Below are 26,793 nucleotides of genomic sequence, written 5' to 3'. Positions count from 1 at the left end.
AAAACATCACACATTTTATGGATATTATTTTAATAATTATTGCAGCGCTATTTATGCTTTTGGGTATTGTTGGTAGTTTTTTACCTGTTTTACCAGGGCCGATAACCAGTTGGTTTGGACTTTTAATTGCCTATTTTACAGAAGCCGTCCCTATGAACACCTCTTTTTTAATAATCACTTTAGTGATTGCCATTGCCATTTGGGTACTCGATTATATTATTCCGGCTATTGGCACAAAACGTTTTGGAGGCACAAAATACGGTGTGATTGGCACAACCGTGGGACTTATTGTTGGGTTATTTGCTCCCATCCCTGGTGGTATTATTATAGGCCCTTTTGTTGGTGCCTTAATTGGAGAACTTATCAATAAAAACGATACCAAAACAGCCACTAAAGCCGCCTTTGGTTCGTTTATTGGTTTTTTAACATCAACATTTATAAAGTTTGTTGTTGCTATTATTTATTTAGGTCTTTTTATTGGAATTCTTATAGATTATGGCAGCGCTATTTTTTCATCTTAAAAAAACAACGATTACTTTTCCATGGTCTCGGCAACTTTTTCTAATTCAGCATACCAATCTTCCCCATATTTTCTAATAAGGGCTTCTTTTACAAATTTATAAACGGGTACTCCTAATTCTTCACCAAGGGTACAAGCATCATCACAAATGTCCCATTTATCGTAATTTACAGCTGAAAACTCCGAGTAATCTTGAATTCGAATAGGATACAAATGGCAAGATACTGGTTTTTTCCAATCGATTTCGCCCTGATTATAAGCTTCTTCAATAGCACAAAGCGCTACGTTTTTTTCATCGAAAATAACATACGCACAATCGGCACCATTAATTAATGGTGTTTCTAAATCTCCTAAATCTGAAGTAATAGATGTACCTTGGGCTTCAATAGCGTCTATCCCTTCTTGACGTAAAAATGGTTTTACCTTCGGGTAAATAGCCTCCATAATTTTAGTTTCGTCCTCCTCTAATGGAGCACCAGCATCACCATCGATACAACAAGCGCCTTTGCACGCCGAAAGGTTACACAAAAAATCTTTTTTTATTATATCTTCAGAAATAATGGTTTTACCTAATTGGAACATATTATATTATAAGTTAGAAAAATGCAAAAATAGTTAATCTTAAATTGAATTTAATAAATTTAATAATCTACTTTTGCCGGAAATTTAAGATTTACTAGTTTTGCAAACAATTAATTAAGAAAAACGCAACAAATAATACGATATACTAAATTATAAAAAATAAAAGCATGCAATTTAATTTAAAAGAAATCTTTACAGCCTTCATGGTATTATTCGCCGTAATCGATATTATTGGCAATATCCCGATTATTATTGATTTACGCAAAAAGGTAGGACATATTCAAAGTGAAAAAGCTTCCATCTATGCAGGCGTAATATTAATTGTTTTTCTGTTTTTAGGAAAAAGTATTTTAACCCTTATTGGTATCGATGTTAATTCCTTTGCCGTAGCAGGTGCATTTATCCTGTTTTTTATTGCTTTAGAAATGATACTCGGTATCACCCTTTACAAGCAAGAGGAAGAAGCATCGATGACTACCGCTGTGTTCCCACTAGCCTTCCCACTTATTGCCGGACCAGGTAGTTTAACCACTTTATTATCACTACGAGCAGAATTTAGAACAGAAAACATTATTGTTGCGGTTTTAATGAATGTTATTATTATTTTTATCGTTTTAAAAACATCTGCAAAAATTGAAAGTATTATTGGTCAAAACGGCATCAATATTATACGAAAAATATTTGGTGTTATTTTATTAGCCATTGCAGTAAAACTATTTGCGCATAATATTAAAGCGCTATTTGAAATAATATAACATATTATAATATGAAAATTTTAACCATTGTTTTTAGCATCATTGCCTTAGCTCTTATTATTTTTAATGTCACTGAAATTAATTTTGACCATCCTTTTGAAGGCCAAAGTATGATTGCAATAATCACTATTGTATCATTACTTTGTGTTATTTTAATGATGTCAATTTTAAGAATTTCTAAAAAAATTGAACAAAAAGTAAACAACCAAAAATAAAATGTACGATGCTCTAATTATTGGTGGTGGCGCAACAGGATTGTCTTGTGCCTTAGTTTTAGGTTCTGCCCAAAACAAAACATTTGCACAAGATAAACGCATTGCTATTATTATCCACCAAAAAACATCGCATTTGCAAACGGCTTTGTTTAATAACGTTTTAGGCTTGGCACCCGGAACTACGGGCGAATCTATTTTAGAAGATGGCAAAAACCAGCTATCCTCACTATACCCGAGTGTTGAGCAAATAGATTGCGAAAAGGTTTTAGAGATTGAAAAACAAAACGGATTTTATAATATCATTACAAACAAAACCACTTACACTTCAAAAATTGTAGTCGTTGCCGTAGGTTACACCAATTTATTAAACATTAAAGGATTAGAGCCTTTTGTGGAAGCTCACCCAAGAGCAGCAACAGAAAAAGACCGCATTTGGTTAAAAAACACCGACCATTTAATTGAAGAAAATCTTTATGTTGCAGGCACTTTAGCCGGATGGCGTAGCCAATTTGCCATAGCTTCAGGAAGTGGTGCACAAGTAGCTACCGATATTTTAACGCTTTGGAATGGCGGTAAACATGTTAAAGTACACGATAAAAAGATATAAAATTTATAAGAATGAAAAACTCTGATAAAGATGTCTTTATCAGAGTTTTTTAACTATCACGGTAACTTCCAGTATCAAAGTATTATTTTTGATATGGAGTTATCACTAAAAACTATAACGTTGAGGGCCACCACGTCTAATTTCTTCGCTACAATGCGCTTCAAATTGTTTAAAGTTTTCACGGAAAGCATTTGTAAGTTTAAAAGCAGTTTTGTAGTAGGCTTCATCGTCATTCCAAGTGGTTCTAGGACTTAAAACAGCACTTGGCACTCCTGGACATTCTCGCGGTTGTGCTACTCCAAATACGGAATGAATATGATACGTATCATAAGTATACAATCCTAAATCACCATTTAGCACCGCATTAATCATGGCGCGTGTATATTTTAATTTCATTCGTGTTCCAACACCGTAAGGACCACCAGTCCAGCCTGTATTTACTAACCAAACATTAACACCAGCATCAATCATTTTCTTGCTAAGCATTTCTGCATATTTTGAAGGATGCAAAGGCATAAAAGGCGCTCCAAAACAAGCCGAAAAGGATGGCGTAGGCTCCACAATACCAGCTTCAGTTCCTGCTACTTTTGCAGTATATCCAGAAATAAAATGATAAGCTGCTTGGCTTGGTGTTAACTTCGAAATTGGAGGTAATACCCCAAAAGCATCGGCGGTTAAAAAGAAAATATTTTTAGGGTTATTCCCTATTGACGGAGTTTTAATATTTTCAATATGATCGATTGGATAACTTACTCGTGTATTTTGAGTGATGGATGTGTCGGCGAAATTAACTTGGCCGTTTTCATCCAAAATCACATTTTCGAGAATGGCTCCTTTTTTAATCGCAGCGAATATTTCTGGCTCGTGCTCTTTATCTAAATTAATGACTTTAGCATAGCAACCGCCTTCAAAGTTAAACACCGAATTCTCTGCCGTCCAGCCATGCTCATCATCACCAATTAAACTCCTGTTCGGATCTGTAGAAAGCGTTGTTTTCCCAGTTCCCGAAAGCCCAAAGAAAATAGCCGTATCACCATCTTTACCAACATTAGCACTACAGTGCATTGGCAATGTCTTTTTAAACACGGGTAAAATAAAGTTTAAGGCAGAAAAAATACCCTTTTTAATTTCTCCGGTATATCCTGTTCCTCCAATTAAAGCTATTTTCTTAGTAAAGTTTAAAATGGCGAAATTGTGTTGTCGTGTTCCATCTTCATCCGGAACAGCCATAAAACTAGGAGCATTTACAATAGTCCACTCTGGAGTAAAATTCTCCAACTCCACTTCGGTTGGGCGTAAAAACATATTATAAGCAAACTGATTACTCCATGGAAATTCGTTTATAATTCTAATATTCAGTTTATAATTTTCATCGGCGCAAGCATAACTATCACGAACAAAAATTTCTTTCCCCGAAAGGTAATCGACAACTTTATTATATAATTTATCAAATTTATCGGCATCAAACGGAATATTTACCGTTCCCCACCAAATTTTATCTTTTGTAATGTCATCTTTAACAATAAATCGGTCTTTTGGTGATCGTCCTGTAAATTCTCCAGTATTAACAGCTAATGCTCCCGAAGAAGCCTCAACAGCTTGCCCTTTTTCAATAGCAATATTATGCAATTCTTCTGGTGATAATTGATAATGAACTTTGGCATTTTTTATACCATAAGTTTCTAACTCAAACGTTTTCGTAAATTGTGTGTAATTACCCATATTTTGATGTTAAATTAATTATCGGGTAAATTTAAAACAAATAAATCGAATTTTACATAAATTAAATTGACAATTAACCCTGTTTTTTTAAGAAATCAATAAACATAAACACCCAAGCCATAATTAATAACAGTCCGCCTATTGGTGTAATGATCCCAATGGTTTTAAAATCGAAACTGGTTAAAACATTAGTAGCTAGACCATAAATTGAACCCGAGAAAAAGAGGATTCCAACAACCACCAAATAGAATATTTTAGTTTTCGATGCATCGGAAATATAATTTGTACTTCCCACAAACAAAAGCAATAAGGCGTGATACATTTGATAACGCACACCAGTTTCAAAAGTTTGCACAGATTCTGCCGAAATTAAAGCTTTTAATCCATGAGCACCAAAAGCGCCTAAAATGATACTTGTACCTCCTAAAATAGCAGCGGCTAATAAAATAGTTCTGTTCATATTATTTAAAATTTATAAAGTCGAAAAACCCATTTTATCACATATCGACCATCAAACAAAACTACTCAACTAAAGTCAATATGCGAAAAATTTTAACTTTTGGTTTTTAAATAATATTCAATAAAAATATGAGTCATGTATAAAGAAATCCACTACAAAAAATAATGCCTCTAAGTTTATCACTTAAAGGCATTATTCTCATTTATATTAAAAATACTTCCGATTGAATTAAAGCATTTTTAGTGTATTCAATTCTTGCTCTGTTAGGTGTTTCCAACTTCCACGTGGAATATCTTTTTTGGTTAAGTGCCCAATGGCCACACAATCTAAACTTACAATCTCGTATTTGACATAATCAAAAATACTACGGATAATCGTGTTCCCTGTATTTTTAATTTTAAGTCCAATTTCTTTTTTAGACGCATTATCGATATAACTAATTTCTTCAACTTCGATAAGTTTTCCATCAATTTTAAACCCAGCTTGTATCTTTTTTAAATCTTCGAGTTTAAGATTTTTATCTAATTCAATATGAAATAAACGTGGTACACCATGTTTAGAATTCGTGAATTTTGCAGCTACGGCTTCATCATTCGTAAACAAAATTAACCCTTTAGAATTTCTTCCTAATCGACCAATAGGCTTTATACGAGAACTTGTGGCATTGGCAACCAAATCCATTACAGTTCGCCCTTTACCTTCGCTGGTGGTAGTTGCAAATCCTTTTGGTTTATTTAATAAAACATAGGCCTTTTTCTCTGGGTTTATACGGGCACCATCATAACGCACTTCATCTGAAATCTTCACTTTATATCCCATTTCAGTAATCACTTTACCGTTAACGGTTACCAAACCAATAGCAATATGCTCATCGGCCTCACGACGTGAACAAATTCCTGAATTAGCAATGTATTTATTCAATCTAATTTCATCAGGGTTACTCGCTTTTTTAGGTGCAGGATTTGCTTTTTTAATAGGCGCATTTCCTCTGGAAAAACTTTTGCTTTTCCCGCCTTCGCCACCTCTAGCAACACCTTTTTTAGCGCTACTTTGCTGACCTCTTCCCGATGGTTTCCCTTTTCCGCTTGTTCCTTGACTTCTACTCATAACTAATAATTTTCTGCAAAGATATATCTAAAATTATGATTGACGATTTAAGTTTTACGATTTGTTTTACTAAGACCTGCCGAAAACACTTAATAACAATGTTTTATTGATGAAACTTTGCGAAATATTCAAATTTATACTCCGTTTTTCAATCCAAATAAAAATGCACAAAAGCAATAGGCCTATATTCTATTTAAAACCACACTCACTTTAATGAGTACAATGCTGAATGCGCCTACAACAATAATAAACTTAAGAATATTATGAAGAATTAAATAATGGGTTTTGGTTTTCGACATCCATAAAATAAGCAAAAACATCAATAACAATGGAATACATAAATAAAAATACAAATACATGTAGCCAATATCGTAACGTGCTAGCAACAAACTTATAGGCAACCACGTTAAAATAGCTAAAATGGTTAGCATAACTTTTGATGCTTTTTCGCCATAAACAATAGGAATAGTTTTATAATTTTGAATTAAATCGCCTTTTATGTTTTCTAAATCTTTTGTGAGCTCACGCATAGACACTATTAAAAACAAGAAGATAGCATGTACAAAAACCACGTGTTCGAAATTTTTGTAATACATGAAAATGGCAAAAAATGGCGTAATGGTTAAAACAGCCGACGTTAAATTACCAATAAACGGCAGTTTTTTCAACTTATGTGAATAAAACCAGATCCCGAAAATATAAACAGAAAAGAACACCACCGCTTTAAACGACACATAACTCGCCATAACCGCTGCCATAAAATTAAGAACAAAATAAAAGGACAACTTTGTGTTTTGACTAATGAGTTTATCCAGTTTCGATTTTATGGGTCTATTGATTAAATCTTTTTCCGAATCGTAAAAGTTATTGATAATATAGCCTCCAGCAATAGTAGCTGCCGATGCTAAAACAAGCATGAGTAAATTTAAATCGAGAACCACTTCCTTTACTGGCTTATCATGCGCCAAAATAAAAATGGCCGCTAAATATTGCGCCATAACCACAATAAGAATATTGTAACCACGCACCACCGAAAACATGCTAAAAAACTTAAGTAAAATGTGCTTTTGTTTTCTGGATAGCATAAAATTGTGCTTTAAAAAATCTCGGAAAAGTTCAGAAAAAGATATTACAAAATTGGAAAGTTAAAAATTATAAACCACCTCTAATTTATAGTCTGAAAGGGCTTGTTTGGCTTTACTTAAATCTTCGGTAAACCCTAAAATATAACCACCACCACCAGAGCCACAAAGCTTTAAATAGTAATCATTTGTATCAATCCCACGTTTCCAAAGCTCGTGAAACTGTTGAGGAATCATAGGTTTAAAATGACTTAAAACTACTTTAGACAAGCTCTTTGTGTTTTTGAACAAGGATTTAATATCACCTTTAAGAAAATCATCCACACAAGCATCGGTATGTTTTATAAACTGATTTTTAAGCATACTTCTAAACCCTTCTTGCTTCATGTTTTCCATAAATAAGGTCACCATTGGAGCGGTTTCACCAATAATACCGCTATCAATTAAAAACACAGCGCCTTTACCGTCATTTTGCTGTGCCGGAATACCTGTGGCTTCAATATTATCTTTAGAATTAATAAGGATTGGAATACTTAAATAACTATTTAAAGGATCTAAGCCCGAAGATTTTCCGTGGAAAAAGGATTCCATTTCAGAAAAAATCGATTTCAACTTTAACAGCTTTTCACGCGTTAAATTTTCTAAAACTGTAATTTTATCTTGGGCATATTTGTCATAAATAGCAGCCACTAAAGCACCGCTACTTCCTACGCCGTAACCTTGCGGAATAGACGAATCGAAATACATACCAGCTTCAACATCTTTTTTTAGTGAAGCTACATCAAAAACAACCAATTCCGGATTAATATCCTCCAAATAACCCACATAACGTTTTAAACTTTCGTTGGAATCTATAGCTGTTTCCGAAGGATTTTCGTCTCTTTTTAACGCTCCATTATAAAAACTATAAGGTATAGATAATCCTTTGGAGTCTTTAATAATTCCATACTCGCCAAAAAGTAATATTTTTGAATAAAATAATGGTCCTTTCATATACTTCAGTTAAAAATTAAAAGTAAAAATTAATAATTACGATTCTAGGAAAGTATTACTAATTTCAACATTTAGGGCTATTTTAGACTACACAATATAGATGTTTGGTCGTAAAATAATTCATAAACTATCTGGCAAAAATAATACTTTTATTTTTAGCAGTAATTATTAGAATAAAAACCTTCAATAAGATACAACTTATTTACCAATAACCATTTAGCATTCTTTAATTAATTGCGCACCAAAGCCAATTTTATCGTTAATATATTCTCCTTTTTGGCAATAAATAACTAATTCACTTTTAATAAATTCAAGCACGGAATTAGCCTCATTTTCAGGATATAAAACATGAACATTGGCTCCCGCATCCAAAGTAAAACATAGTTTAGATCCTGTAGATGCTCTAAAAGACCAAATTTTATTTATAATTTCTAACGTGTTTGGTTTCATTAAAATAAAATACGGCATACTCGTCATCATCATGGCGTGCAGCGTTAGAGCTTCACTTTCCACTAAACCAATAAAAGCCTTTAAATCTCCCGTTTTTAAAATACTTATCATATTGGACAAGTTTTTGTTGGCTTGTTCAAAACGTTGTTTTGCAAAGGGATGACCGTGCATTAAATTATGCCCCACCGTACTACTCACTTGTTTTTCACCCTTGTCTACCAACAAAATAGTATCCTGATAATTTTTAAAATTTTCATGCACTTCAAATGGGTACTTAACACCGAAAAGATTGGAACTACCCGGAATGTCATCATGACTTCCCCAAACAACCAAATCACCTTCCAAACTTCTGCAAGCACTTCCGGAACCTAAACGTGCTAAAAATGATGCTTTTTGAATAAAAAATGCTTCGGAAATCGTCTCAACAAGTTCCTTTTCAACACTCATTAAACACAGGGCCAATGCGCTCATTCCCGATGCCGAAGATGCAATACCAGAACTATGCGGAAACGAATTTGATGTTTCAATTTTAAAATAAAAATCTTTTAAAAACGGCATATAACTTTCGATACGCTTAAAAAATGTTTCTATTTTTGGTTTAAAATCATCTTTTTTCTCATGGTCTAAAAACACATCGAATGCAAAACCGTCATTATTTTCTTTTTTTGAAAAACTTAGTGTTGTAGTGGTTTTACAATAATCGAGTGTAAAACTAATAGATGGGTTTTCGGGTATTTGATCTTCTTTTTTCCCCCAATATTTCACTAAGGCAATGTTACTTGGCGAACTCCAAGTAAAGGCTCCGTTTTCAATTTGTTTTGAATATGGTTTTGGGATAAAATCGGTTTCGGTCATGATTTAATTTTCAGCTTAAAGAAAGCATGTTTCGGCAAAAATAAGAAATATATATGCTATTTATATCGAATTATAGAATTGACTATCATTTCTGAAATTCCCATTTTTAATTATATTCCGAAGCTAATTCTAACAACTTCAACATGGTTTTATAATTTCTTGCCGTTGCGGTTACTTTTAATTTACGCTCAAAAAAATTATTGTTGAATTTGGTTTTTCCGTAGCCTACAGCATAATAGAGATAAACACAATTTTGGGTGATTGCTACAACTTCATTTTGATAATCTATTTTAGAAATATCCTCCATTAAAGTTTCATTGGGGATGGCATATAATAACGAAAAATAACTCTTTTGTTTTTTTTCTTCGGAAAAGGGACAGGCATTAAAAATTTGTTGTAATTCTTGATGGGTTTTTACAAGTACTGGAACATCGAACCCAAAATGTAACCTAATAGCGCTCCTGATTTTTCCTTCTAATTTGAAAGCTTCTTCGTCTTCAGCATTAAAAATTATATTCCCACTTTGGATATAGGTTTTTATATTTTTTAGTCCCATTTCGGATAGTAAATCGCGAAGTTCGGCCATTAAAACTTTATGTTTTCCACCAACATTTATACCTCTTAATAACGCGATATAGGTTTTCATAAATTTATTTATTTTAAACTTTCAAATGGCTATGCCAACTAGACACCTATTGCGTGTAAAAACTAAGTGAAAGGGTAAATTACTTTTTTGGCGGATATTGTTTTAAAACTTTAGTAACAATAGTATTTAAACCATTTTCACGTTTTTCGGGAGTGGAATTTGGATTAAAACTAGATTCGCTTACAGCTTGCCAAAAGAGTTGTTTTATGTTTTCGTCTACAAAATCGAAAGTTATTTTTCGGGTGACTTGAGCCTGCCCAATAGGTAAACCTATAGAAATTCCGCCCCCAACATGCCTTCCAGTTCCTCCAACACCTACTCCAACAGTTTGCCGTTGTGCGCCTTTAAATTCACTGCTTTTTATATCAATAAAAAAATCGGGAGTTTCCGATAGTATAAATCCTTTTTCTTGAAGTTGGACATCTAGAATATTTAATAAACGTTTGGTATCAAGTTCACTTAACCCCGTTTTCATATCGGCATAATAATTATAACTTTTATACTTAGTGAAATCGGTTCCTTTTTCGTAATCGTAATTAACATAAATAGGCGCACATGATGCAAATAAAAACACTAGCGCAATAACTTTTGCTATTTTCATAATTTATACTTTCTATAAATTTAAACAAAAACTATTCCAACACACCCTTTATATTTATATTTTCAAAAAAATAGATTATGAGTCCTAAACTTTATAAACCCAAAAAAGCATCCTAGATTAACAGGATGCTTTTTAGTATTTTGAAAAAAATAGGTTTTATTCTTGAGCTTCTGCTGCTGGAGCTTCTGCACCTTCTTCTTCGTCGTCATCATCTGTAGCAACCGCTGTTCTAGATGTTTTAATTTGACATACAACTGTATTATCAGTATGTAAGAACGTATATTTATCGTTTGCTAATTCGCTAACAGCAACCTTATCACCAATTTTTAATGGCGTAATATCGATTTCGATAAAATCAGGAAGATTTGCAGGAAGTGCTTTAACACGTAATTTACGATTATTTCTACGTAAAATACCACCATTTTTAACACCTCTTGAATTTCCTACTAAGTTCACAGGAATATCTAAAGCGATTTCTTTATCATCAAATAATTGATAGAAATCTACGTGTAAAATTCTGTCTGTTACTGGGTGAAACTGAATATCTTGCAATACTGCGTTAAAAGTTTCGCCACCTTCTAAATTAATCACAACTGTATGCGCATTAGGTGTGTATACTAATTTTGAGAAGGCTAATTCTGCTGCTGCAAAATGTACTGGTTTGTCTCCTCCGTATAATACGCAAGGAACCTGACCAGCATTACGTAAGGCTTTTGATGCTTTTTTGCCCACGCTTTCTCTTTGAGATCCGTTGATTGTAATTGATTTCATTTTTGATTATATATTAAATTAATATTCTTGGTTATATTTCCCTTTGGGGAAAAGTTACATTACAAAATTTGAACTTATAGAACTATTATTATGCACTTTATCCATTACTTGAGCAAATAAATCTGCACAACTTAATACACGAATTTTTTTACTTTCTGTATTCACAGGAATAGAATCGGTTACGATAAGTTCTTCTAATTTCGAATTTTCTAATTTTTTATAAGCATCACCAGATAAAATAGGATGTGTACAAATAGCTCTAACACTTAATGCGCCACGCTCCATCATTAAATCGGCAGCTTTAGTTAATGTTCCTGCGGTATCGACCATATCATCGACCAAAACCACGTTTTTACCTGTTACATCCCCAATAAGTTCCATGTGCGATATAACATTGGCTTTTGCTCGTTGTTTATAACAAATAACTACATCGCTTTTTAAGGCTTTAGAATAAGCATAAGCACGTTTAGAACCTCCCATATCTGGAGAAGCAATGGTTAAATTTGGTAAATTTAAACTACGTAAGTATGGTAAAAATATGGTTGATGCAAACAAATGATCTACTGGTTTTTCGAAAAAACCTTGTATTTGATCGGCATGCAAATCCATAGTAATAATACGTGTTGCTCCTGCCGCCTCTAGCATTTTTGCTACCAGTTTTGCTGCAATTGGCACTCTTGGCTTGTCTTTTCTATCTTGTCTGGCCCATCCAAAATAAGGTAATACCGCTGTTATATGTCGTGCCGACGCCCGTTTTGCAGCATCAATCATTAACAACATTTCCATTAAATTTTGGGGACCCGGATTTGTTGAACCAATAATAAAGATACGCGCCCCGCGTATAGACTCCTCGTAAGAAGGTTGAAACTCTCCATCACTGTAGGTAGAGGTAATGACTTTACCTAACTCGGCTCCATATGCTTTCGCTATTTTTTCACCTAAAGCTTTACTTTGGGTACACGCAAAAATTTTAGCTTCTGTTACTACTATTGGCATGATAATGTGTTGTTTTTGATAGTGGTAAAATACCTCTTGTTATAAACAGGCTGCAAATTTATGGTTTTTTTTCACCTAAAATGTATATTGTTCCCTTTTTTTTGGGTTATATATCGAAAAAATATATATTTTTGCACCTCCAAACGCTCAAGTGGTGGAATTGGTAGACACGTCGGATTCAAAATCCGATTCTTCGGAGTGCGGGTTCGATTCCCGCCTTGAGTACAAATAATTCAAATAAACCCCCTATTTGCAACGTTTAAGCAAATAAGGGGTTTTTATTTTCCCCACATATTCCCCACATATTTACATATTCTATTATTGTTATTAACTAATTAACATTGTTCCTTCCTGCATAACTGAAATCTCTTTAGTTTTACATTTTATATCCTAGCCCTCTTAAAGAGTAGTTCATTATTCAATCCTTGATAAATGAAATTTATTTGATTTATTAAACATCTACTACTGTTATTAATATTCAATTACCCCCCCCTACCTAATATTTCCATTCAGTAAAATACTGACTATCAGACGATGTAAAGGCTCAAATACACTTATAGATTTTACCCCATACCCCTTTAATTCATTGTAAAAAAGCACGATTACCCCTTTTATACACTCACTTATAATATTTCTTATTTATTATATATATAATTGGTGAAACCTACTGCATAGGAGGTGTGAAACTTATAACATAGGAGGTGTGAAACTCATTGCATAGTTATTATTTTTTGCCGTAAAGATTTCGCCTAACTGCATTTACTAAATGATCATAAATATTTTTAGTATTATTATTATACCCTTGCATATCTCTTTCGTCATTGAAGTAATCACAAAACTTTTTAAAATCTTCTTTAGATTTAAAATGCGGTTCCCATTCACAAGCAAAGGCCTTCCATAATTCAGGTTTATTTTTTATTAAAAAATTAATTGGACGTGTTGAATAATCCATTTCATAACAAAGTTTAATAAGATCGGGGTTAACATGAATGAAACGATTATTTTCATCTTCAATCCAAACTTTTATAATTCCGTTATCCTTGAGCACCTTTATATAACTTTTTAACGACCTTGATTCAATGCGTAAATAAATTAAATTTTCTAGTATAAACCCAGTATTCATTAAAGCGTAATCTAAACCATTTCTTTTGATACGTGGCATATTACTGTTTTTCTGAAAATTTTCAATAATATAAGCCAACAGCACGCAATAATTTGAAGTCATATATTCGTCATCAATCCCGTGTTTTACGTGATAATCTTTAAAAGCCTTGTAATTAACATAAGAAGCAAAATTGAAGTTCTTACAGTTCTTAACAACCTTCTTTAGCGGTTTATTGTTTTTTTTCATTAAATTTACCTTGTGTTAACGATGCCTAGTTAGTACAACATTTTGAACAATTCAAAGGAGCACTTTAAAAATGCTCCTTTTTTTATCTGTATAACTTATGTTCAGCAATAAATTTATTTAATAACTCTTTGGACTGTGGGTAAAAATTCTCAAATACATCAAGCACAATAATATTTTTATTCTCTAAAAATTGAACTATTACAAAATGTTGTGGGGTTTCAAAATCTTTACCTTTTTTGTTTTTGGTTTGCAGTTCTACAACTCGCGAAATATTACCTTCGAAAACATTATTTTTTTGTGTAAATGCTAATCCAGTTTTTGAACAGCGTTTCCAGTTGGTGCAATTTCTTAAATATAAATAATGTTCAAATTTTCGGCTCCGATCATGGAAGCCGTTATCTTTTTCAATTCGTATAATATCTGTGAAAATTTCGTTTTGCTCCAGATCCGTTTTAAGTAGTGTATAATCTCTTACCGTTTCATCTTTATTGATTGATTTAAGATTATAAATTGCCCTAGTAAATTTTATGTTTGCCGTTTTCATAACCTTATTGTTTATTTGAGTTAAACATTGTTTCGGTTATTTCTTTACGTGAAAAATACGTTTTGTTCCCCATTTTATAAGGGTGCAAAATCCCCTTATTACACCAATCGTGCAAACAGACGTAAGAAATTTTTAGTAGTTCGGCCGTTTCTTTACGTGTAAGAAAATCATCAGGCTCCTTTAAAGTGAATTTTGTTTTTAGTTCATCTAATTGAGATTTAATTTTTTCATCAATTAGGTTTGCTAAAGCGTTTGGACTTGTACCGATAAATTGAATTGATTCCATAACTTATAATGTTTTATTATTAATGTTATGGCAATAATAATCTCACATCAACTCATTTAAAACTCATACAAACTCATAAATCATGAGTTTGCAAAAATTCACGATAAATATCATTTAAACGTTGTTCGTTTCTCTTTAGTTTTTCATTACAAACATCATCAAAATCTAATCTATTAAAATTACGTTTACTATAATTTGACTTTACAAACTCTAAGTATCGAGCATTTAAACCACTTACAAAACCTTGAGATTTTAAAAAATGAAATAATATTGTGTATTTAACTGTTTCGGCAGGAGCACCTTCAAAACGATCATTAAGAAACTCAAACAATTCAAAACCCCACGGTTTAAATAAATACAAATAGGTTTGATTGTATTTTACACTAGATGGTTTTAATTGCTCCAGTAAATATTTAAGATAAACTTTCTTAGTAGTATAAACAATATTACCTACCCACTGATTAAAATCATGCCCTCTGCTAAATTTGTTTTCTATTAACTCATAAGGGTTTATTAACTGACTATTAATAGCGGGTTTTATAATTTCGTCAACATCATAAATAAATTTATTATTTTCAATTTTCACACTTTCAAAAAACTTATAAGGAGGACTACTACCCCAATAAATATTTATATCCACATTTTTAAAAATAGTTTTTAGTTCTATTTTAACTTCTTTAATATCGGACGTATCAAAAACATTCTTAGTTATAAGAGTTTCAATATTCGTTTTATGCCTATCAAACAAATCATTAAATAGTTTTTTAGCATAGTTTACCAAAAAATCTAAATTTTGTTGCCTAACTTTATTTTGATCTTCTAAAATACCCATTTTGAACAATTCGAAATACTAATTTAATCAATCTTCATCACTACCGTAAAGATCTTGTCTAAAGTGTGAATAATTATAATAGAGTTTTCGACCTGCTATGTATTCCGTTTGATCATTTAAGAAATTAAAAGCATCCTCTCTTGTTTTATACACTGGTAATAAATCGAAATAAGTTAAATAAAATCCAATTGAAGTAGTAATATCTAATTTTTTATTCATGCCGTTTGGTTTTTAATTACGTTTAATTGTGGTGTTTTATTTTGTTTCTTTTGTTCTTGTACGTTCCAAAAATCGTTTAAAACATTGGCGTTATCTTTTGCAGTTTTACCAACATAATTTAAAAACATACGTTCCGTAGTGTGGCCAGTTACGGCCATTATTACTGGTGTAGGTAATTTTCCATAATGATTAGTAGCAAATGAACGCCTGCAAATATGCGTACTTACTAACTCATGTTTTGGATATTCGCCTTTAGTTTTTCTCCAAACCTTTTTTTTAATTTTCTTTTGTTTAGATCCGTAAACCAGTTGTTTAAGTCCTGCATCTTTACAAACGGTTTTTATATAATCGTTAAAACGTTGAGCCGAAATTTCCCGCGGGAACTGGTTATCATTATTTAAAAGTATTTCTTTAATGTGTGGGTGTAATGGAAGTATTATTTTTTGATCCGTTTTTTTTGCGGTGTATTCTATAAAGCCATTATTTATATTATTACTGGTGAACTGTAATAAATCACTAACACGCGCACCAGTCCAAACACCAACAATTAACCAGTTGCGCGCATTTTCCAAATATGGTGTTTTACTAAAATCGTGTTCAAAAATGGTTTGTATTTCGGTTTCTGAAAGTGTAATAAAATTTACTTTTTCTTTTGTCGCTCTAAATTCACCACTTAAAACAGCGCGGTTTATTTTAATGCCGTATTTTTCAGCATCAATACAAATAGTCTTAATATAATTTATATAACGTCCAACGGTGTTTAAACTAAGTTTTTCGACATTAAGAAGATAGTTTTTGAAATCCTTATAAAAACGTAAATCAACATTCTCAAAAGTATAGCGTTTTTTTTGTTTAGATTCAAACGCCTTAACTTTATTAATAATGGTTTTATATCGGTTTAGTGTGTTAGCAGTAACACCTGTTTTACCACTTACTAAAACTTTAGAGTTTAAATTTTCTTTGTAGTATTTCGCATAGTCCAGTAAATAATTTAAATCTGTTTTACTATCTTGATTAAAATGCTGTTTTATGGTTTGACTAAACCAATCTGAATTAATTATACCACCATTAGAATAATGATCGTTAAAACTATTTAAAATAGTTGTACGAAGCGCGTTTAAATCGTTTTGCAAATTCTTTTTATCTACAAACTCCGCAACTTGTTTAACGGTTCCTTTGGGTTTATTCCAGTACTTGGGATTTATAACTAAGGTTGTTGACTTTATAAAATCAATATTACGCCCATGACGAAAGCGGGCATAAATTGTACTTGGGTTATTATTGCCTTTTAATAAAAATCTTAGCGTAGCCATACAAAGTAATTAATTTGAACACTCAAATATAATTAAATAAAAATGTTTCCCCACATTTTCCCCACATTTTCAATATTTATATGAATTACCTCTAACTTATACTTATTTCACACCTTATTAAAAAACGCTGTAACTAGTAATAAAATCAAGTGTTCAAGGCTGTTTTTATAAGGTTTAAGAAACTATCTAAATTAAGTGGGTTTCGTTCCCGCCTTGAGTACTTTAACCGTTGTTAATCAATTGATTTTCAGCGGTTTTTTTTAATTGCTCAACAAAAATAAGGTACTACAAACACCGAACGTAAATCATAAAAAACGTTTAATAAACTACATTCAATATTTTAAAACTAAAGCAAAACCCTCAACTGAATTAAATTCAATAGAGGGTTTTAATAAAATACAAATTTGATAAACTTAGTGTTTACATCTTCATCAACCAAGAACGTACATCTACTTCATGTTTTATGATTTTTTGTAGATCAGAAATATTAACACGTTCCTGCTCCATAGTATCTCTATGGCGAATAGTTACCATGTTATCTTTTAAAGTATCGTGATCTACCGTAATACAAAACGGTGTTCCGTTAGCATCTTGCCTTCTGTAACGACGTCCTACTGCATCTTTTTCATCGTAAATTACGTTGAAATCCCATTTCAATTCTTCTACAATTTTACGCGCTACTTCAGGTAAACCGTCCTTTTTAACCAATGGTAAAATAGCCGCTTTTACAGGCGCTAATACACTTGGTAATTTTAAAACCGTTCTAGTGGTTCCGTTTTCTAATTCTTCTTCTTGTAGTGAATTAGAGAATACTGCTAAAAACATACGATCTAAACCAATAGAGGTTTCTAACACGTATGGCGTATAGCTTTTATTGTCTTCGTGATCGAAATATTGTAATTTCTTTCCAGAATGTTTTTCGTGCGCTTTTAAATCGAAATCTGTTCTTGAGTGAATTCCTTCCAATTCTTTAAATCCAAACGGGAATTTAAACTCAATATCAGCAGCAGCATCTGCATAATGCGCTAATTTATCATGGTCGTGAAAACGGTAATTATCCGCACCCATCCCTAAAGATAAATGCCATTTCATACGGGTCTCTTTCCAATGGTTGTACCACTCTACTTGCGTACCTGGTTTAATGAAAAATTGCATTTCCATTTGTTCAAACTCACGCATTCTAAAAATAAACTGTCTTGCAACAATTTCATTTCTAAAGGCTTTTCCGGTTTGTGCAATTCCAAAAGGGATTTTCATACGTCCCGTTTTCTGAACGTTTAAAAAATTCACAAAAATACCTTGAGCCGTTTCTGGACGTAAATATAAATCCATTGCCGATTCGGCAGAAGCACCAAGTTTGGTTCCAAACATCAAGTTAAATTGCTTAACATCGGTCCAGTTTTTACTTCCTGTTAATGGATCGGCAATTCCTAATTCTTCAATTAAGGCTTTAACATCTGCAAGATCTTCTTTTTCCAAAGATTGTCCCATCCGCGAAAGCGTAGCATTTATTTTTTCTTGATATCCAACAACACGTCCGTTGGTCGCTAAAAATTCTTCTTTATTAAAAGCATCACCAAAACGTTTTGCTGCTTTAGTAACTTCTTTCTCTATTTTAGCTTCAATTTTCGCACAATAATCTTCAATTAAAACATCGGCACGGTAGCGCTTTTTCGAGTCTTTATTGTCAATTAAAGGATCGTTAAACGCATCGACGTGGCCAGAAGCCTTCCAAGTAGTTGGATGCATAAATATTGCGGCATCAATACCAACAATATTTTCATTCATTTGCACCATGGCTTTCCACCAATAGTCACGTATATTTTTCTTTAACTCCGCACCATTTTGGGCGTAGTCGTAAACGGCACTTAAACCGTCGTATATTTCGCTACTTTGAAATACATACCCGTATTCCTTTGCGTGCGATATTACCTTTTTAAATTTATCATCTTGATTTGCCATCCTGCAAAAATAAAAAAGCGTTTGAAACTTTTCGTTATTATTAACTAAATTTACAGAACAACTTTAAAATTACATGTTTAAATCGGTATTAAATATATTTTTTCCCAAAGTGTGCTATGCGTGTCTTGGTCTTTTAGGTGATCATGAAGATAGCATTTGTGTGGATTGTCGTCACGATTTACCGGTTACCAATTTTCATTTTGATGGTAATGATGCCATTCAAAAAGTGTTGTACGGACGTTGTAAAATAGAAAACGGCACGGCACTTTTTAGGTTTGAAAAGAAGAGTTTGGTACAACAGCTCATTCACGGATTAAAATATAAAGGCTACCAAAATATTGGTTTTGTATTAGGAAATTGGCTTGGCGCCGAATTGCAGCAAGTAGAGGCTTACCGCGAAATTGATGTGATTATCCCAGTACCTTTACATAAAAAGAAGTTGCGATCTCGAGGGTTTAATCAAGTTGAAAAATTTGGACAACAAATAGCTGAAGCCCTAAAAGCCGATTATTTGAATGATGTACTAATTAAAATTTCCAACACAAAATCGCAAACTAAAAAAGGACGAATTGCACGTTGGGTAAATAGTGACGAACTGTTTGCTTTAAAAAACATGGAAACCATAGAAAACAAGCATATTCTAATAGTTGATGATTTGATTACTACCGGCGCCACTTTAGAAGCTTGTATTTTAGTTTTAAATCAGGCAAAAAACATAAAAATAAGTATTGCTACCATGGCAATTGCTTAACCAAATAAACGTTATAATTATAATTTTATGTAGGTTTGTGAAAATTTTTAATGGGTAATGAATAAAACACTTTCAAATTTTATTTTAGCAGCAGTTATTGGTCTCATTTTTATTAATTGTGCCAATCGTGGAACGCCCGATGGTGGGCCAAAAGATGTAACACCCCCTGTTATTGTAAAAACCGAACCCGCCAATTTAAGCACCAATTTTAAAGCTGAAGAAATAAAAATTTATTTTGACGAATATGTTAAAATGAAAGATTTAAATAAGCAACTTATTATTTCGCCACCCATGAAAGTACAGCCCGAAATTACACCTTTAAGTTCGGCAAGTAAATACATTACTATTAAAATTCACGATACACTAAAACCTAACACTACTTATGCCATAAACTTTGGTAATAGTATACAGGACAACAACGAGGGCAACCCCTACCCGTATTATCGTTATGTGTTTTCAACGGGGAGTTATATCGACTCGCTAAATGTAAAAGGAAGCGTTGTAGATGCCTTAAAAGAACAGCCAGACACCTTTGTTTCGGTTATGCTGTACGAAGTAGATTCTACCTTTACAGATTCTATTATTTATAAAGAAACACCAAAATATATAACCAACACATTGGATAGTGTCACCACCTTTTCTGTTGATAATATTAAGGCTGGGAAATACATGCTTATCGCTTTAAAGGATGAGAACACAGATAATAAATTTCAACAAAAAACGGATAAAATAGCATTTCATAAAGACATTATAACCGTTCCAAACGACTCACTTTACACCTTAAAATTATTTAATGAATCTATTGATTTTAAGGCTACACGCCCCATGATTGTTTCCGGAGAAAAAATAGCTTTTGGTTATGAAGGCCAGTATAACGGCATGAAAATTAAGTTAAATTCTAATGTTCCAAAAGATTTTGAATACCGCATTACAAAAGATTTTAAAACAGACACCCTTAATTATTGGTACAAACCGAAATTAGAAGTCGATTCTTTATTATTTACGGTTTCTAATACGGATTACGAAAAGGATTATACTGTTAGAATAAGAAAAATGGATCGAGATAGTTTAATTATACAATCGGAACCTTCTGGAGCTGTGGGTTATAATGAATCTTTTTATATTTTAGGAAGTACGCCATTTACGAATTTCGATGCTAAAAAAATGACCATTTTAGATAAGGATTCTACAAAAGTAGCGTTTACAACAAAGTTTGATACCATTAATAATACGTATCAATTCGACTTTGAAAAAACAGAAGATAACAGCTATAAAATACAAGTATTACCAGAAGCTTTTATCGATTTTTATGGTGATAAAAATGATACTTTAAATTATACGTTTAAAACAAAAAAAGAATCGGAATTTGGATATGCACGTTTCACTTTGGTAAACGCCACATTTCCTTTAATTATACAATTAACCGATGATAAAGGCGATGTTAAATATGAACAATTTGCCAAAACCAATGAACCTGTTAACTTTTTAAATTTAAAACCAGCAACCTATAAAATTAGAGTCATTCATGATGCCAACGGCAATGAGAAATACGATACGGGTAATTATTTAAAAAAGATACAGCCCGAAAAAGTGAGTCATTTTAAAGCCATTGAAATTCGTGCCGATTGGGGTTACCCAGAAACATTGACGTTTAAATAATTAAGAGATTCCCTCAATCCATGTCACTTCGAATGAAATGAGAAGCCACATAATAAAAGTAACGTAAAACAAGCCGCTTTATGCGATTTCTCTCTGCGTTCGAAATGACAGACGCAACAATAAAAAAATGACATAAAAAAAGTCTCTGATAAAATTAATCAAAGACTTTTTTTTATTTCTATAATTTGAAAATACGATCGTTTTTTTTAAACTACACGCAATACAAAATAGTTCTTTTTTCCACGTTGAAGGAGCACGAATCTATTATTGATTAAATCGGCAGTAGTAATCGAGTAATCGTCCTTTACTTTTTCTTTATTAACCGAAATAGAGTTTTCTTTTAAAGCACGACGAGCTTCACCGTTCGATTTTAAAAAGCCTCCTTTTTCAGCTAAAGCCGCGATAATATCTAAACCGTTATCAATTTCAGATTGTGATATTTCGGTTAATGGCACCCCATCAAAGACATCTAAAAAGGTTTGTTCGTTTAAGCCTTTTAAATCTTCACTAGTCGATTTTCCAAAAAGTATCGCACTTGCTTTTATAGCGTTGTCTAAATCTTCTTTAGAATGCACCATAGTGGTTATTTCTTCGGCTAAACGTTTTTGTAACACACGTAAATGTGGAGCTTCATGATGCTCTTTAATTAGCGCGTTAATTTCATCTTCGGCTAAGAATGTGAAAATTTTAATATACTTCTCTGCATCATCATCGGCAGAATTTAACCAATATTGGTAGAATTTGTAAGGTGATGTTCTATTGGCATCTAGCCAAACATTTCCTCCTTCGGATTTTCCAAATTTAGATCCATCGGACTTTGTAATTAACGGACAAGTAATAGCATAACCTTTACCGCCACCAACACGACGAATAAACTCGGTTCCTGTGGTAATGTTTCCCCATTGGTCGCTACCGCCCATTTGAAGTGAACAATTTTTTTCTTTATATAAATGAAGAAAATCGTAACCTTGAACTAGTTGATATGTAAACTCTGTAAAACTCATTCCTTCGGTAGATTCTGATGATAATCTGTTTTTCACAGAATCTTTAGCCATCATGTAATTTACGGTAATGTGTTTACCCACATCGCGAATAAATTCTAAGAATGAAAAATCTTTCATCCAATCGTAATTGTTTACTAAAAGGGCTGCGTTGTCGGCATCGCTTTCAAAATCTAAAAAATGTGCTAATTGTGCTTTTATAGATTCTTGGTTATGGCGAAGTGTTTTTTCGTCTAATAAATTACGCTCGTTAGATTTTCCAGATGGATCGCCAATCATGCCGGTTGCACCACCAACCAAAGCAACAGGTCTGTGTCCGCAACGTTGATAATGTGCGAGTAACATGATAGGCACTAAATTACCAATATGTAAAGAATCGGCTGTGGGATCGAAACCCACATAAGCACTACGCATGCTTTCCATTAAGTGTTCTTCTGCTCCTGGCATCACGGTGTGTATCATGCCTCTCCAAGTTAGTTCTTCAACAAAATTCTTTATCATTATTATGTGTATTTAGTAATCTTTGGCAAATATAAAAATACGTGTAGAATTTGTTACGCTTTATATGAAATTCTTTGTTCATTACTATTTGTTCTTTTTTGTCATTTCGACCTGAGGAGAAATCACATCCTGCTTGTGTATATTGAGCTTGTTTATGTGATATCTCTCTACGGTCGACATGACAAATAATGCGGTAAAAGGAAAAATAAAATCCTCAAGTCTTTTCGACGTGAGGAGAAATCACATCCTGTTTGCGTGTGTTGCGTTTGTTTATGTGATGTCTCTCTACGGTCGACATGACAAATACGAATAAAAAAAGAGAACTAGAATTACACAAGAAGAAACATGGGCTTCTTTGTCATTTCGACGCAAGGAGAAATCGCATTCTGCTTGCGTGTGTTGAGCTTGTTTATGTGATGTCTCTCTACGGTCGACATGACAAATGCGAATAAAAAAAGAGAACTAGAATTACACAAGAAGAAACATGGGCTTCTTTGTCATTTCGACGTGAGGAGAAATGGCATTCTGCTTGCGTGTGTTGAGTTTGTTTATGTGATGTCTCTCTACGGTCGACATGACAAATACGAATAAAAAAGGAGAACTAGAATTGCACAAGAAGAAACATGGGCTTCTTTGTCATTTCGACGTGAGGAGAAATCGCATTCTGCTTGCGTGTGTTGAGCTTGTTTATGTGATGTCTCTCTACGGTCGACATGACAAATACGAATAAAAAAAGAGAACTAGAATTACACAAGAAGAAACATGGGGTTCTTTGTCATTTCGACGCAAGGAGAAATCACATCCTGCTTTGCCGTTTCTGGTCGGTAATCTCGCGATAGGGATTGCAGCGGCATCCTTTTTTTGCTAGATAAAACTTGATTTTTTATTGATTCTTTTTTGGAATAGACAGATCTTGAAACAAGTTCCAAATGACTTTGCAAAAAAAGATATAGCGGAAAGCGCGGTTTATTTTGGCTTTTTCTGCCAAAATAAAATTGCCCAAATTAAATTAAAATTACAGCTATAGTTTAAATATTTATTACTTTAGTTGCATGATTTTAGTTACTGGTGGTACGGGGTTAGTTGGTGCACATTTGCTGTATAAATTGGCTGAGCAAAAGGAAAGGGTTAGAGCAATTTACAGAAATGAGCATAAATTACAATTGGTTAAACAATGGTTTGAATCTTTTAATAACCATACTGATGCGCTTTTTGATGCCATTGAATGGGTGAAAGCCGATATTTTAGATGTCCCAAGGTTAATAGAGGTTTTTGCGGGAGTAACTCGTGTGTATCATTGTGCTGCCTTTGTGTCTTTCGAGCCTAACAAATATCATCTTTTAAGGCGTACTAATATTGATGGTACTGCTAATATTGTTAACTTATGCTTATCGGAAAAGGTTGAAAAACTTTGCCATGTAAGTTCCATTGCTACCTTAGGTAAAGAGTTAACCAATAAACCCGTGAGCGAAGAAACTATTTGGGATACGGAAGCCGATAATAGTGATTATGCTATTACTAAGTATGGTGCCGAAATGGAAGTTTGGCGTGGTACACAAGAAGGTTTGGATGCTATAATTGTAAATCCTGGTGTTATTTTAGGTGCTGGATTTTGGGATAATGGCACGGGAGGTTTGTTTACGAAAGCGGAAAAGGGATTTCGGTTTTACACCTCGGGAACTATTGCCTTGGTTGGTGTAGAGGACGTTGTTACTGCCATGGTGGCTTTAATGAAAAGTAAGTTGAGTAATGAGCGGTTTATTTTGGTTGCAGAGCATTGGACTTATAAACATTTTTTAGAAGCATTAGCCAAAGCTGTTAATGCTAAACCTGCTAAAAAATTAGCTTCAAGTTGGGTTTTAAATTTGGGATGGAAATTAGATTGGCTTAAAACGAAACTTATAGGATCGCGCAGAGAACTAACACGAAATTTAGTAAATGTGCTATCGACAAAAACTGAATATAGTAGCGATAAAATAAAAACAGCTTTAAAGTTTGAATTTAAAGCTGTAAGTGTTGTTATTTCCGAAATAGGTCGACTTTATTTAAAGGCCTAAGTCACGCTTTTTTTATTAATTTTTGGGTTTGGATTCTATTACTTCCTGTAATTTTTTGGAGGGCTGCTCTGATAAATTTTTGGTTTTATCTATAAACTTAGCCACTTTTTTATTTAAGAATGAGCTATCCTTTAAAACTTTTTTAGTTAACTGTGTTTTTAACGAATCGGTTATTTTTAAATTAGAAATAGAGTCTTTTATTGTAGTAATTACTTGTAGCGAATCTTGCTTTCTTTTTGCTTTAGCAGCAGCTATTTCTTTTTTCTCCAAGTTTTGATAAAATACTTTTAAGACTTCTAAACTATCTTTTACTTTTTGATATATTTCGTTGTATTCCTTAATATGGAAAGTGTAATAGGTGTTACTTTCTACAAATTGCAAACTATCGATGTTATGTTTTTTAAAGACGTAGGTTTTTAAATCGACACCATGGTTTTCCATAATGCGCCTATTGGTTATATTTGAAGATCCTATTATTTTAGAATCTATTAAGATATCGACCATTTTTTCCTTAGAAATTAAATTCTTGGGTTTTTTAGGTTCTTTAAATTGATAACATGCGGTTACCAATAGTGCCATGCCTAAATAGGTTAGAAATCGTTTTAAAATCATCTGTCGAAGGTTAGTCGTTTTGCTGCTTTTGTATCGGAAAATTTACCGTTTTGATATACTAGTTTGCCATTTAAAATGGTGTGCGTTATTCGAGATTTAAAGGTTGAACCTTCAAAAGGCGACCAACCACATTTATACAAAATATTGTCTTTTTTAACAGTCCATGGGTTGTTTAAATCGACTATAACTAAATCGGCAAAATAGCCTTCTTTTATATAACCACGTTTTTCTACTTGAAACAAAATGGATGGATTGTGACACATTTTTTCCACCACCTTTTCTATAGATATTTTTCCTTTATGGTACATTTCTAGCATAGCAGGTAGCGCGTGTTGTACTAATGGTCCTCCCGATGGGGCTTTAGTATAAACGTTAGTTTTTTCATCTATAGTATGTGGGGCATGGTCCGTGGCAATAACATCGATACGACCATCGAGTAGAGCTTCCCAAAGTTGATCGCGATCGCTTTTTGTTTTAACTGCGGGATTCCATTTAATAAGGGTGCCTTTTTTCTCGTAATCCTCATCGCTAAACCAAAGGTGGTGTACACAAACTTCGGCGGTGATTTTTTTATCTTTTAAAGGAATTTTATTACTGAATAAACTAGTTTCTTTTCCTGTAGATAAATGAAAAACGTGTAATCGTGCGCCTGTTTTTTTTGCTAATTCTATCGCTTTAGATGATGACATATAGCAAGCATCTTCACTTCTAATAATTGGGTGATAGTTTATAGGAATATCATCTCCAAATTTATCAATATGCTCTTGTAGGTTCTTTTTTATAGTGGCTTCATCTTCGCAATGCACCGAAATAACCATATCGGTACTTTTAAAAATATTTTCTAAAACCGCAGGATCATCCACTAACATATTTCCGGTCGATGAGCCTAAAAACAATTTTAATCCAGCCACAGTTTTTGGATCAACCTTTAAAATTTCGTCTAAATTATCGTTGGTACCACCAAACATAAACGAGTAATTCGCGTAGGATGTCTTATCCGCAATTTCAAATTTTGCTTCAAGTTTTTCTATAGTTGTAGTTTGCGGGTTGGTATTTGGCATTTCTATAAACGATGTAATGCCTCCTGCAATTGCTGCTCTAGATTCGGTTTCAATATTGGCTTTTTGGGTTAAGCCAGGTTCTCTAAAATGCACCTGATCGTCGATAGCGCCAGGTAAAACATACTTACCTTCGGCATCAAGCACATGTACATCGGCCGATTTTGCGCTTATAGAATGGTTAATTTCTTTTATATAATGGCCTTCAATTAATATATCGCCTTTTGTTATTTTTCCATCGGTAACAATATGGGCATTTTTAATAAGTGTCGTTCTTTGTTTCAT

At 33.0% G+C, this 26,793-nt stretch carries 28 protein-coding genes and 1 tRNA gene; 8 read left to right on the top strand and 21 right to left on the bottom strand.

Features of this window, described 5'->3' with window-relative positions:
* Nucleotides 1-17 precede the first annotated feature (17 nt).
* Nucleotides 18-521, top strand: coding sequence for a DUF456 domain-containing protein (locus tag FQU21_RS07085; protein WP_147677291.1), 504 nt, complete (start codon nt 18-20; stop codon nt 519-521).
* Nucleotides 522-532: 11 nt separating this feature from the next.
* Here the strand turns inward: FQU21_RS07085 and FQU21_RS07080 are convergent, their stop codons facing one another.
* Complete coding sequence (locus tag FQU21_RS07080) at nt 533-1,102, bottom strand: DUF3109 family protein (RefSeq protein ID WP_147677290.1); 570 nt, start codon at nt 1,100-1,102, stop codon at nt 533-535.
* A 167-nt stretch (nt 1,103-1,269) separates the two neighbouring features.
* Here FQU21_RS07080 and FQU21_RS07075 point away from each other — a divergent pair, with 167 nt between their 5' ends.
* The 3 genes from FQU21_RS07075 to FQU21_RS07065 are packed head-to-tail and all read left to right on the top strand — an operon-like array spanning nt 1,270 to nt 2,679.
* Nucleotides 1,270-1,857, top strand: coding sequence for a MarC family protein (locus tag FQU21_RS07075; RefSeq protein WP_147677289.1), 588 nt, complete (start codon nt 1,270-1,272; stop codon nt 1,855-1,857).
* 11 nt (nt 1,858-1,868) lie between these two features.
* Nucleotides 1,869-2,072 carry a hypothetical protein gene (locus tag FQU21_RS07070; RefSeq protein WP_147677288.1) on the top strand — a complete coding sequence of 68 codons (204 nt, stop codon included), beginning with the start codon at nt 1,869-1,871 and terminating at the stop codon, nt 2,070-2,072.
* A gap of 1 nt (nt 2,073) precedes the next feature.
* Nucleotides 2,074-2,679 carry an FAD-dependent oxidoreductase gene (locus tag FQU21_RS07065; protein ID WP_147677287.1) on the top strand — a complete coding sequence of 202 codons (606 nt, stop codon included), beginning with the start codon at nt 2,074-2,076 and terminating at the stop codon, nt 2,677-2,679.
* A 105-nt stretch (nt 2,680-2,784) separates the two neighbouring features.
* On the opposite strand, the gene pckA is transcribed toward FQU21_RS07065, so the two are convergent.
* The 10 genes from pckA to FQU21_RS07015 form a co-directional block, all read right to left on the bottom strand.
* On the bottom strand, nt 2,785-4,401 hold the full coding sequence (gene pckA / locus FQU21_RS07060; RefSeq protein ID WP_147677286.1) for a phosphoenolpyruvate carboxykinase (ATP): 1,617 nt from the start codon (nt 4,399-4,401) through the stop codon (nt 2,785-2,787).
* 73 nt (nt 4,402-4,474) lie between these two features.
* Nucleotides 4,475-4,861 (bottom strand): DUF423 domain-containing protein, encoded by a 387-nt coding sequence (locus tag FQU21_RS07055; RefSeq protein ID WP_147677285.1) that lies wholly within the window; start codon nt 4,859-4,861, stop codon nt 4,475-4,477.
* A 228-nt stretch (nt 4,862-5,089) separates the two neighbouring features.
* Complete coding sequence (locus FQU21_RS07050; RefSeq protein WP_147677284.1) at nt 5,090-5,968, bottom strand: pseudouridine synthase; 879 nt, start codon at nt 5,966-5,968, stop codon at nt 5,090-5,092.
* Between the two features lie 182 nt (nt 5,969-6,150).
* A complete protein-coding gene (locus tag FQU21_RS07045) occupies nt 6,151-7,053 on the bottom strand; it encodes a geranylgeranylglycerol-phosphate geranylgeranyltransferase (protein WP_147677283.1) in 903 nt (300 codons plus the stop codon).
* Nucleotides 7,054-7,113: 60 nt separating this feature from the next.
* A complete protein-coding gene (locus FQU21_RS07040; protein WP_147677282.1) occupies nt 7,114-8,043 on the bottom strand; it encodes a mevalonate kinase family protein in 930 nt (309 codons plus the stop codon).
* A 216-nt stretch (nt 8,044-8,259) separates the two neighbouring features.
* Nucleotides 8,260-9,348 (bottom strand): diphosphomevalonate decarboxylase, encoded by a 1,089-nt coding sequence (locus FQU21_RS07035; protein ID WP_147677281.1) that lies wholly within the window; start codon nt 9,346-9,348, stop codon nt 8,260-8,262.
* A 106-nt stretch (nt 9,349-9,454) separates the two neighbouring features.
* Complete coding sequence (locus tag FQU21_RS07030; protein WP_147677280.1) at nt 9,455-9,994, bottom strand: DUF1697 domain-containing protein; 540 nt, start codon at nt 9,992-9,994, stop codon at nt 9,455-9,457.
* A gap of 79 nt (nt 9,995-10,073) precedes the next feature.
* Nucleotides 10,074-10,595, bottom strand: coding sequence for a DUF4136 domain-containing protein (locus FQU21_RS07025; protein WP_147677279.1), 522 nt, complete (start codon nt 10,593-10,595; stop codon nt 10,074-10,076).
* A gap of 156 nt (nt 10,596-10,751) precedes the next feature.
* A complete protein-coding gene (locus tag FQU21_RS07020; RefSeq protein WP_147677278.1) occupies nt 10,752-11,366 on the bottom strand; it encodes a 50S ribosomal protein L25/general stress protein Ctc in 615 nt (204 codons plus the stop codon).
* 54 nt (nt 11,367-11,420) lie between these two features.
* Nucleotides 11,421-12,362 carry a ribose-phosphate pyrophosphokinase gene (locus FQU21_RS07015; protein WP_147677277.1) on the bottom strand — a complete coding sequence of 314 codons (942 nt, stop codon included), beginning with the start codon at nt 12,360-12,362 and terminating at the stop codon, nt 11,421-11,423.
* Nucleotides 12,363-12,507: 145 nt separating this feature from the next.
* Between FQU21_RS07015 and FQU21_RS07010 the strand changes: the two genes are divergently transcribed.
* A tRNA-Leu gene (locus FQU21_RS07010) sits at nt 12,508-12,587 on the top strand.
* Nucleotides 12,588-13,086: 499 nt separating this feature from the next.
* On the opposite strand, the gene FQU21_RS07005 is transcribed toward FQU21_RS07010, so the two are convergent.
* The 7 genes from FQU21_RS07005 to FQU21_RS06975 all read right to left on the bottom strand — a co-directional run bounded on the left by FQU21_RS07005 (nt 13,087) and on the right by FQU21_RS06975 (nt 18,869).
* Nucleotides 13,087-13,713, bottom strand: coding sequence for a hypothetical protein (locus FQU21_RS07005; RefSeq protein ID WP_147677276.1), 627 nt, complete (start codon nt 13,711-13,713; stop codon nt 13,087-13,089).
* Between the two features lie 82 nt (nt 13,714-13,795).
* The gene (locus FQU21_RS07000) at nt 13,796-14,257 is read right to left on the bottom strand and encodes a hypothetical protein (protein WP_187269339.1); all 462 of its coding nucleotides are present in this window, start codon (nt 14,255-14,257) and stop codon (nt 13,796-13,798) included.
* Between the two features lie 4 nt (nt 14,258-14,261).
* Nucleotides 14,262-14,543 (bottom strand): helix-turn-helix domain-containing protein, encoded by a 282-nt coding sequence (locus tag FQU21_RS06995; protein ID WP_147677275.1) that lies wholly within the window; start codon nt 14,541-14,543, stop codon nt 14,262-14,264.
* A 73-nt stretch (nt 14,544-14,616) separates the two neighbouring features.
* Nucleotides 14,617-15,375 (bottom strand): hypothetical protein, encoded by a 759-nt coding sequence (locus tag FQU21_RS06990; protein WP_147677274.1) that lies wholly within the window; start codon nt 15,373-15,375, stop codon nt 14,617-14,619.
* A gap of 27 nt (nt 15,376-15,402) precedes the next feature.
* Entirely contained in the window at nt 15,403-15,594 is a 192-nt protein-coding gene (locus FQU21_RS06985; protein ID WP_147677273.1) for a hypothetical protein, read from the bottom strand.
* The gene (locus FQU21_RS06980) at nt 15,591-16,907 is read right to left on the bottom strand and encodes a tyrosine-type recombinase/integrase (RefSeq protein WP_147677272.1); all 1,317 of its coding nucleotides are present in this window, start codon (nt 16,905-16,907) and stop codon (nt 15,591-15,593) included. The genes FQU21_RS06985 and FQU21_RS06980 overlap by 4 nt, the downstream gene beginning before the upstream one ends.
* Nucleotides 16,908-17,327: 420 nt before the next feature.
* Nucleotides 17,328-18,869, bottom strand: coding sequence for a glycine--tRNA ligase (locus FQU21_RS06975; RefSeq protein ID WP_147677271.1), 1,542 nt, complete (start codon nt 18,867-18,869; stop codon nt 17,328-17,330).
* A 73-nt stretch (nt 18,870-18,942) separates the two neighbouring features.
* Between FQU21_RS06975 and FQU21_RS06970 the strand changes: the two genes are divergently transcribed.
* Both FQU21_RS06970 and FQU21_RS06965 read left to right on the top strand, forming a co-directional pair.
* A complete protein-coding gene (locus FQU21_RS06970; RefSeq protein WP_147677270.1) occupies nt 18,943-19,620 on the top strand; it encodes a ComF family protein in 678 nt (225 codons plus the stop codon).
* 57 nt (nt 19,621-19,677) lie between these two features.
* Nucleotides 19,678-21,279: an Ig-like domain-containing domain gene (locus FQU21_RS06965; protein ID WP_147677269.1), complete on the top strand. Its 1,602-nt coding sequence runs from the start codon at nt 19,678-19,680 to the stop codon at nt 21,277-21,279.
* Between the two features lie 206 nt (nt 21,280-21,485).
* On the opposite strand, the gene tyrS is transcribed toward FQU21_RS06965, so the two are convergent.
* Entirely contained in the window at nt 21,486-22,781 is a 1,296-nt protein-coding gene (gene tyrS / locus FQU21_RS06960; protein ID WP_147677268.1) for a tyrosine--tRNA ligase, read from the bottom strand.
* 1,052 nt (nt 22,782-23,833) lie between these two features.
* On the opposite strand from tyrS, the gene FQU21_RS06955 reads away from it, so the two are divergent.
* Entirely contained in the window at nt 23,834-24,838 is a 1,005-nt protein-coding gene (locus tag FQU21_RS06955; protein WP_147677267.1) for an NAD-dependent epimerase/dehydratase family protein, read from the top strand.
* A gap of 15 nt (nt 24,839-24,853) precedes the next feature.
* Here FQU21_RS06955 and FQU21_RS06950 read toward each other — a convergent pair whose 3' ends face one another.
* Nucleotides 24,854-25,450 (bottom strand): DUF4296 domain-containing protein, encoded by a 597-nt coding sequence (locus FQU21_RS06950; protein WP_147677266.1) that lies wholly within the window; start codon nt 25,448-25,450, stop codon nt 24,854-24,856.
* Nucleotides 25,447-26,793 (bottom strand): dihydroorotase, encoded by a 1,347-nt coding sequence (locus FQU21_RS06945; RefSeq protein WP_147677265.1) that lies wholly within the window; start codon nt 26,791-26,793, stop codon nt 25,447-25,449. The genes FQU21_RS06950 and FQU21_RS06945 overlap by 4 nt, the downstream gene beginning before the upstream one ends.

Source organism: Algibacter pacificus (assembly GCF_008033385.1).
GTDB classification, from domain to species: domain Bacteria; phylum Bacteroidota; class Bacteroidia; order Flavobacteriales; family Flavobacteriaceae; genus Algibacter; species Algibacter pacificus.
The sequence above is the reverse complement of the archived record's forward strand: the minus strand, read 5'-3'. Positions and strand labels throughout refer to the sequence as shown.

Coding starts and splice junctions, on each gene's coding strand:
- FQU21_RS07035 (WP_147677281.1), bottom strand. CDS start 9,348: ATGACCGAAACCGATTTTATCCCAAAACCATATTCAAAACAAATTGAA.
- FQU21_RS06975 (WP_147677271.1), bottom strand. CDS start 18,869: ATGGCAAATCAAGATGATAAATTTAAAAAGGTAATATCGCACGCAAAG.
- FQU21_RS06990 (WP_147677274.1), bottom strand. CDS start 15,375: ATGGGTATTTTAGAAGATCAAAATAAAGTTAGGCAACAAAATTTAGAT.
- FQU21_RS07005 (WP_147677276.1), bottom strand. CDS start 13,713: ATGAAAAAAAACAATAAACCGCTAAAGAAGGTTGTTAAGAACTGTAAG.
- FQU21_RS07065 (WP_147677287.1), top strand. CDS start 2,074: ATGTACGATGCTCTAATTATTGGTGGTGGCGCAACAGGATTGTCTTGT.
- FQU21_RS06985 (WP_147677273.1), bottom strand. CDS start 15,594: ATGAATAAAAAATTAGATATTACTACTTCAATTGGATTTTATTTAACT.
- FQU21_RS07075 (WP_147677289.1), top strand. CDS start 1,270: ATGCAATTTAATTTAAAAGAAATCTTTACAGCCTTCATGGTATTATTC.
- FQU21_RS07055 (WP_147677285.1), bottom strand. CDS start 4,861: ATGAACAGAACTATTTTATTAGCCGCTGCTATTTTAGGAGGTACAAGT.
- FQU21_RS07045 (WP_147677283.1), bottom strand. CDS start 7,053: ATGCTATCCAGAAAACAAAAGCACATTTTACTTAAGTTTTTTAGCATG.
- FQU21_RS07070 (WP_147677288.1), top strand. CDS start 1,869: ATGAAAATTTTAACCATTGTTTTTAGCATCATTGCCTTAGCTCTTATT.
- FQU21_RS06970 (WP_147677270.1), top strand. CDS start 18,943: ATGTTTAAATCGGTATTAAATATATTTTTTCCCAAAGTGTGCTATGCG.
- FQU21_RS07020 (WP_147677278.1), bottom strand. CDS start 11,366: ATGAAATCAATTACAATCAACGGATCTCAAAGAGAAAGCGTGGGCAAA.
- FQU21_RS07025 (WP_147677279.1), bottom strand. CDS start 10,595: ATGAAAATAGCAAAAGTTATTGCGCTAGTGTTTTTATTTGCATCATGT.
- FQU21_RS07080 (WP_147677290.1), bottom strand. CDS start 1,102: ATGTTCCAATTAGGTAAAACCATTATTTCTGAAGATATAATAAAAAAA.
- pckA (WP_147677286.1), bottom strand. CDS start 4,401: ATGGGTAATTACACACAATTTACGAAAACGTTTGAGTTAGAAACTTAT.
- FQU21_RS07030 (WP_147677280.1), bottom strand. CDS start 9,994: ATGAAAACCTATATCGCGTTATTAAGAGGTATAAATGTTGGTGGAAAA.
- FQU21_RS06995 (WP_147677275.1), bottom strand. CDS start 14,543: ATGGAATCAATTCAATTTATCGGTACAAGTCCAAACGCTTTAGCAAAC.
- FQU21_RS06945 (WP_147677265.1), bottom strand. CDS start 26,793: ATGAAACAAAGAACGACACTTATTAAAAATGCCCATATTGTTACCGAT.
- FQU21_RS07015 (WP_147677277.1), bottom strand. CDS start 12,362: ATGCCAATAGTAGTAACAGAAGCTAAAATTTTTGCGTGTACCCAAAGT.
- tyrS (WP_147677268.1), bottom strand. CDS start 22,781: ATGATAAAGAATTTTGTTGAAGAACTAACTTGGAGAGGCATGATACAC.
- FQU21_RS06980 (WP_147677272.1), bottom strand. CDS start 16,907: ATGGCTACGCTAAGATTTTTATTAAAAGGCAATAATAACCCAAGTACA.
- FQU21_RS07040 (WP_147677282.1), bottom strand. CDS start 8,043: ATGAAAGGACCATTATTTTATTCAAAAATATTACTTTTTGGCGAGTAT.
- FQU21_RS06955 (WP_147677267.1), top strand. CDS start 23,834: ATGATTTTAGTTACTGGTGGTACGGGGTTAGTTGGTGCACATTTGCTG.
- FQU21_RS06965 (WP_147677269.1), top strand. CDS start 19,678: ATGAATAAAACACTTTCAAATTTTATTTTAGCAGCAGTTATTGGTCTC.
- FQU21_RS07000 (WP_187269339.1), bottom strand. CDS start 14,257: ATGAAAACGGCAAACATAAAATTTACTAGGGCAATTTATAATCTTAAA.
- FQU21_RS07085 (WP_147677291.1), top strand. CDS start 18: ATGGATATTATTTTAATAATTATTGCAGCGCTATTTATGCTTTTGGGT.
- FQU21_RS07050 (WP_147677284.1), bottom strand. CDS start 5,968: ATGAGTAGAAGTCAAGGAACAAGCGGAAAAGGGAAACCATCGGGAAGA.
- FQU21_RS06950 (WP_147677266.1), bottom strand. CDS start 25,450: ATGATTTTAAAACGATTTCTAACCTATTTAGGCATGGCACTATTGGTA.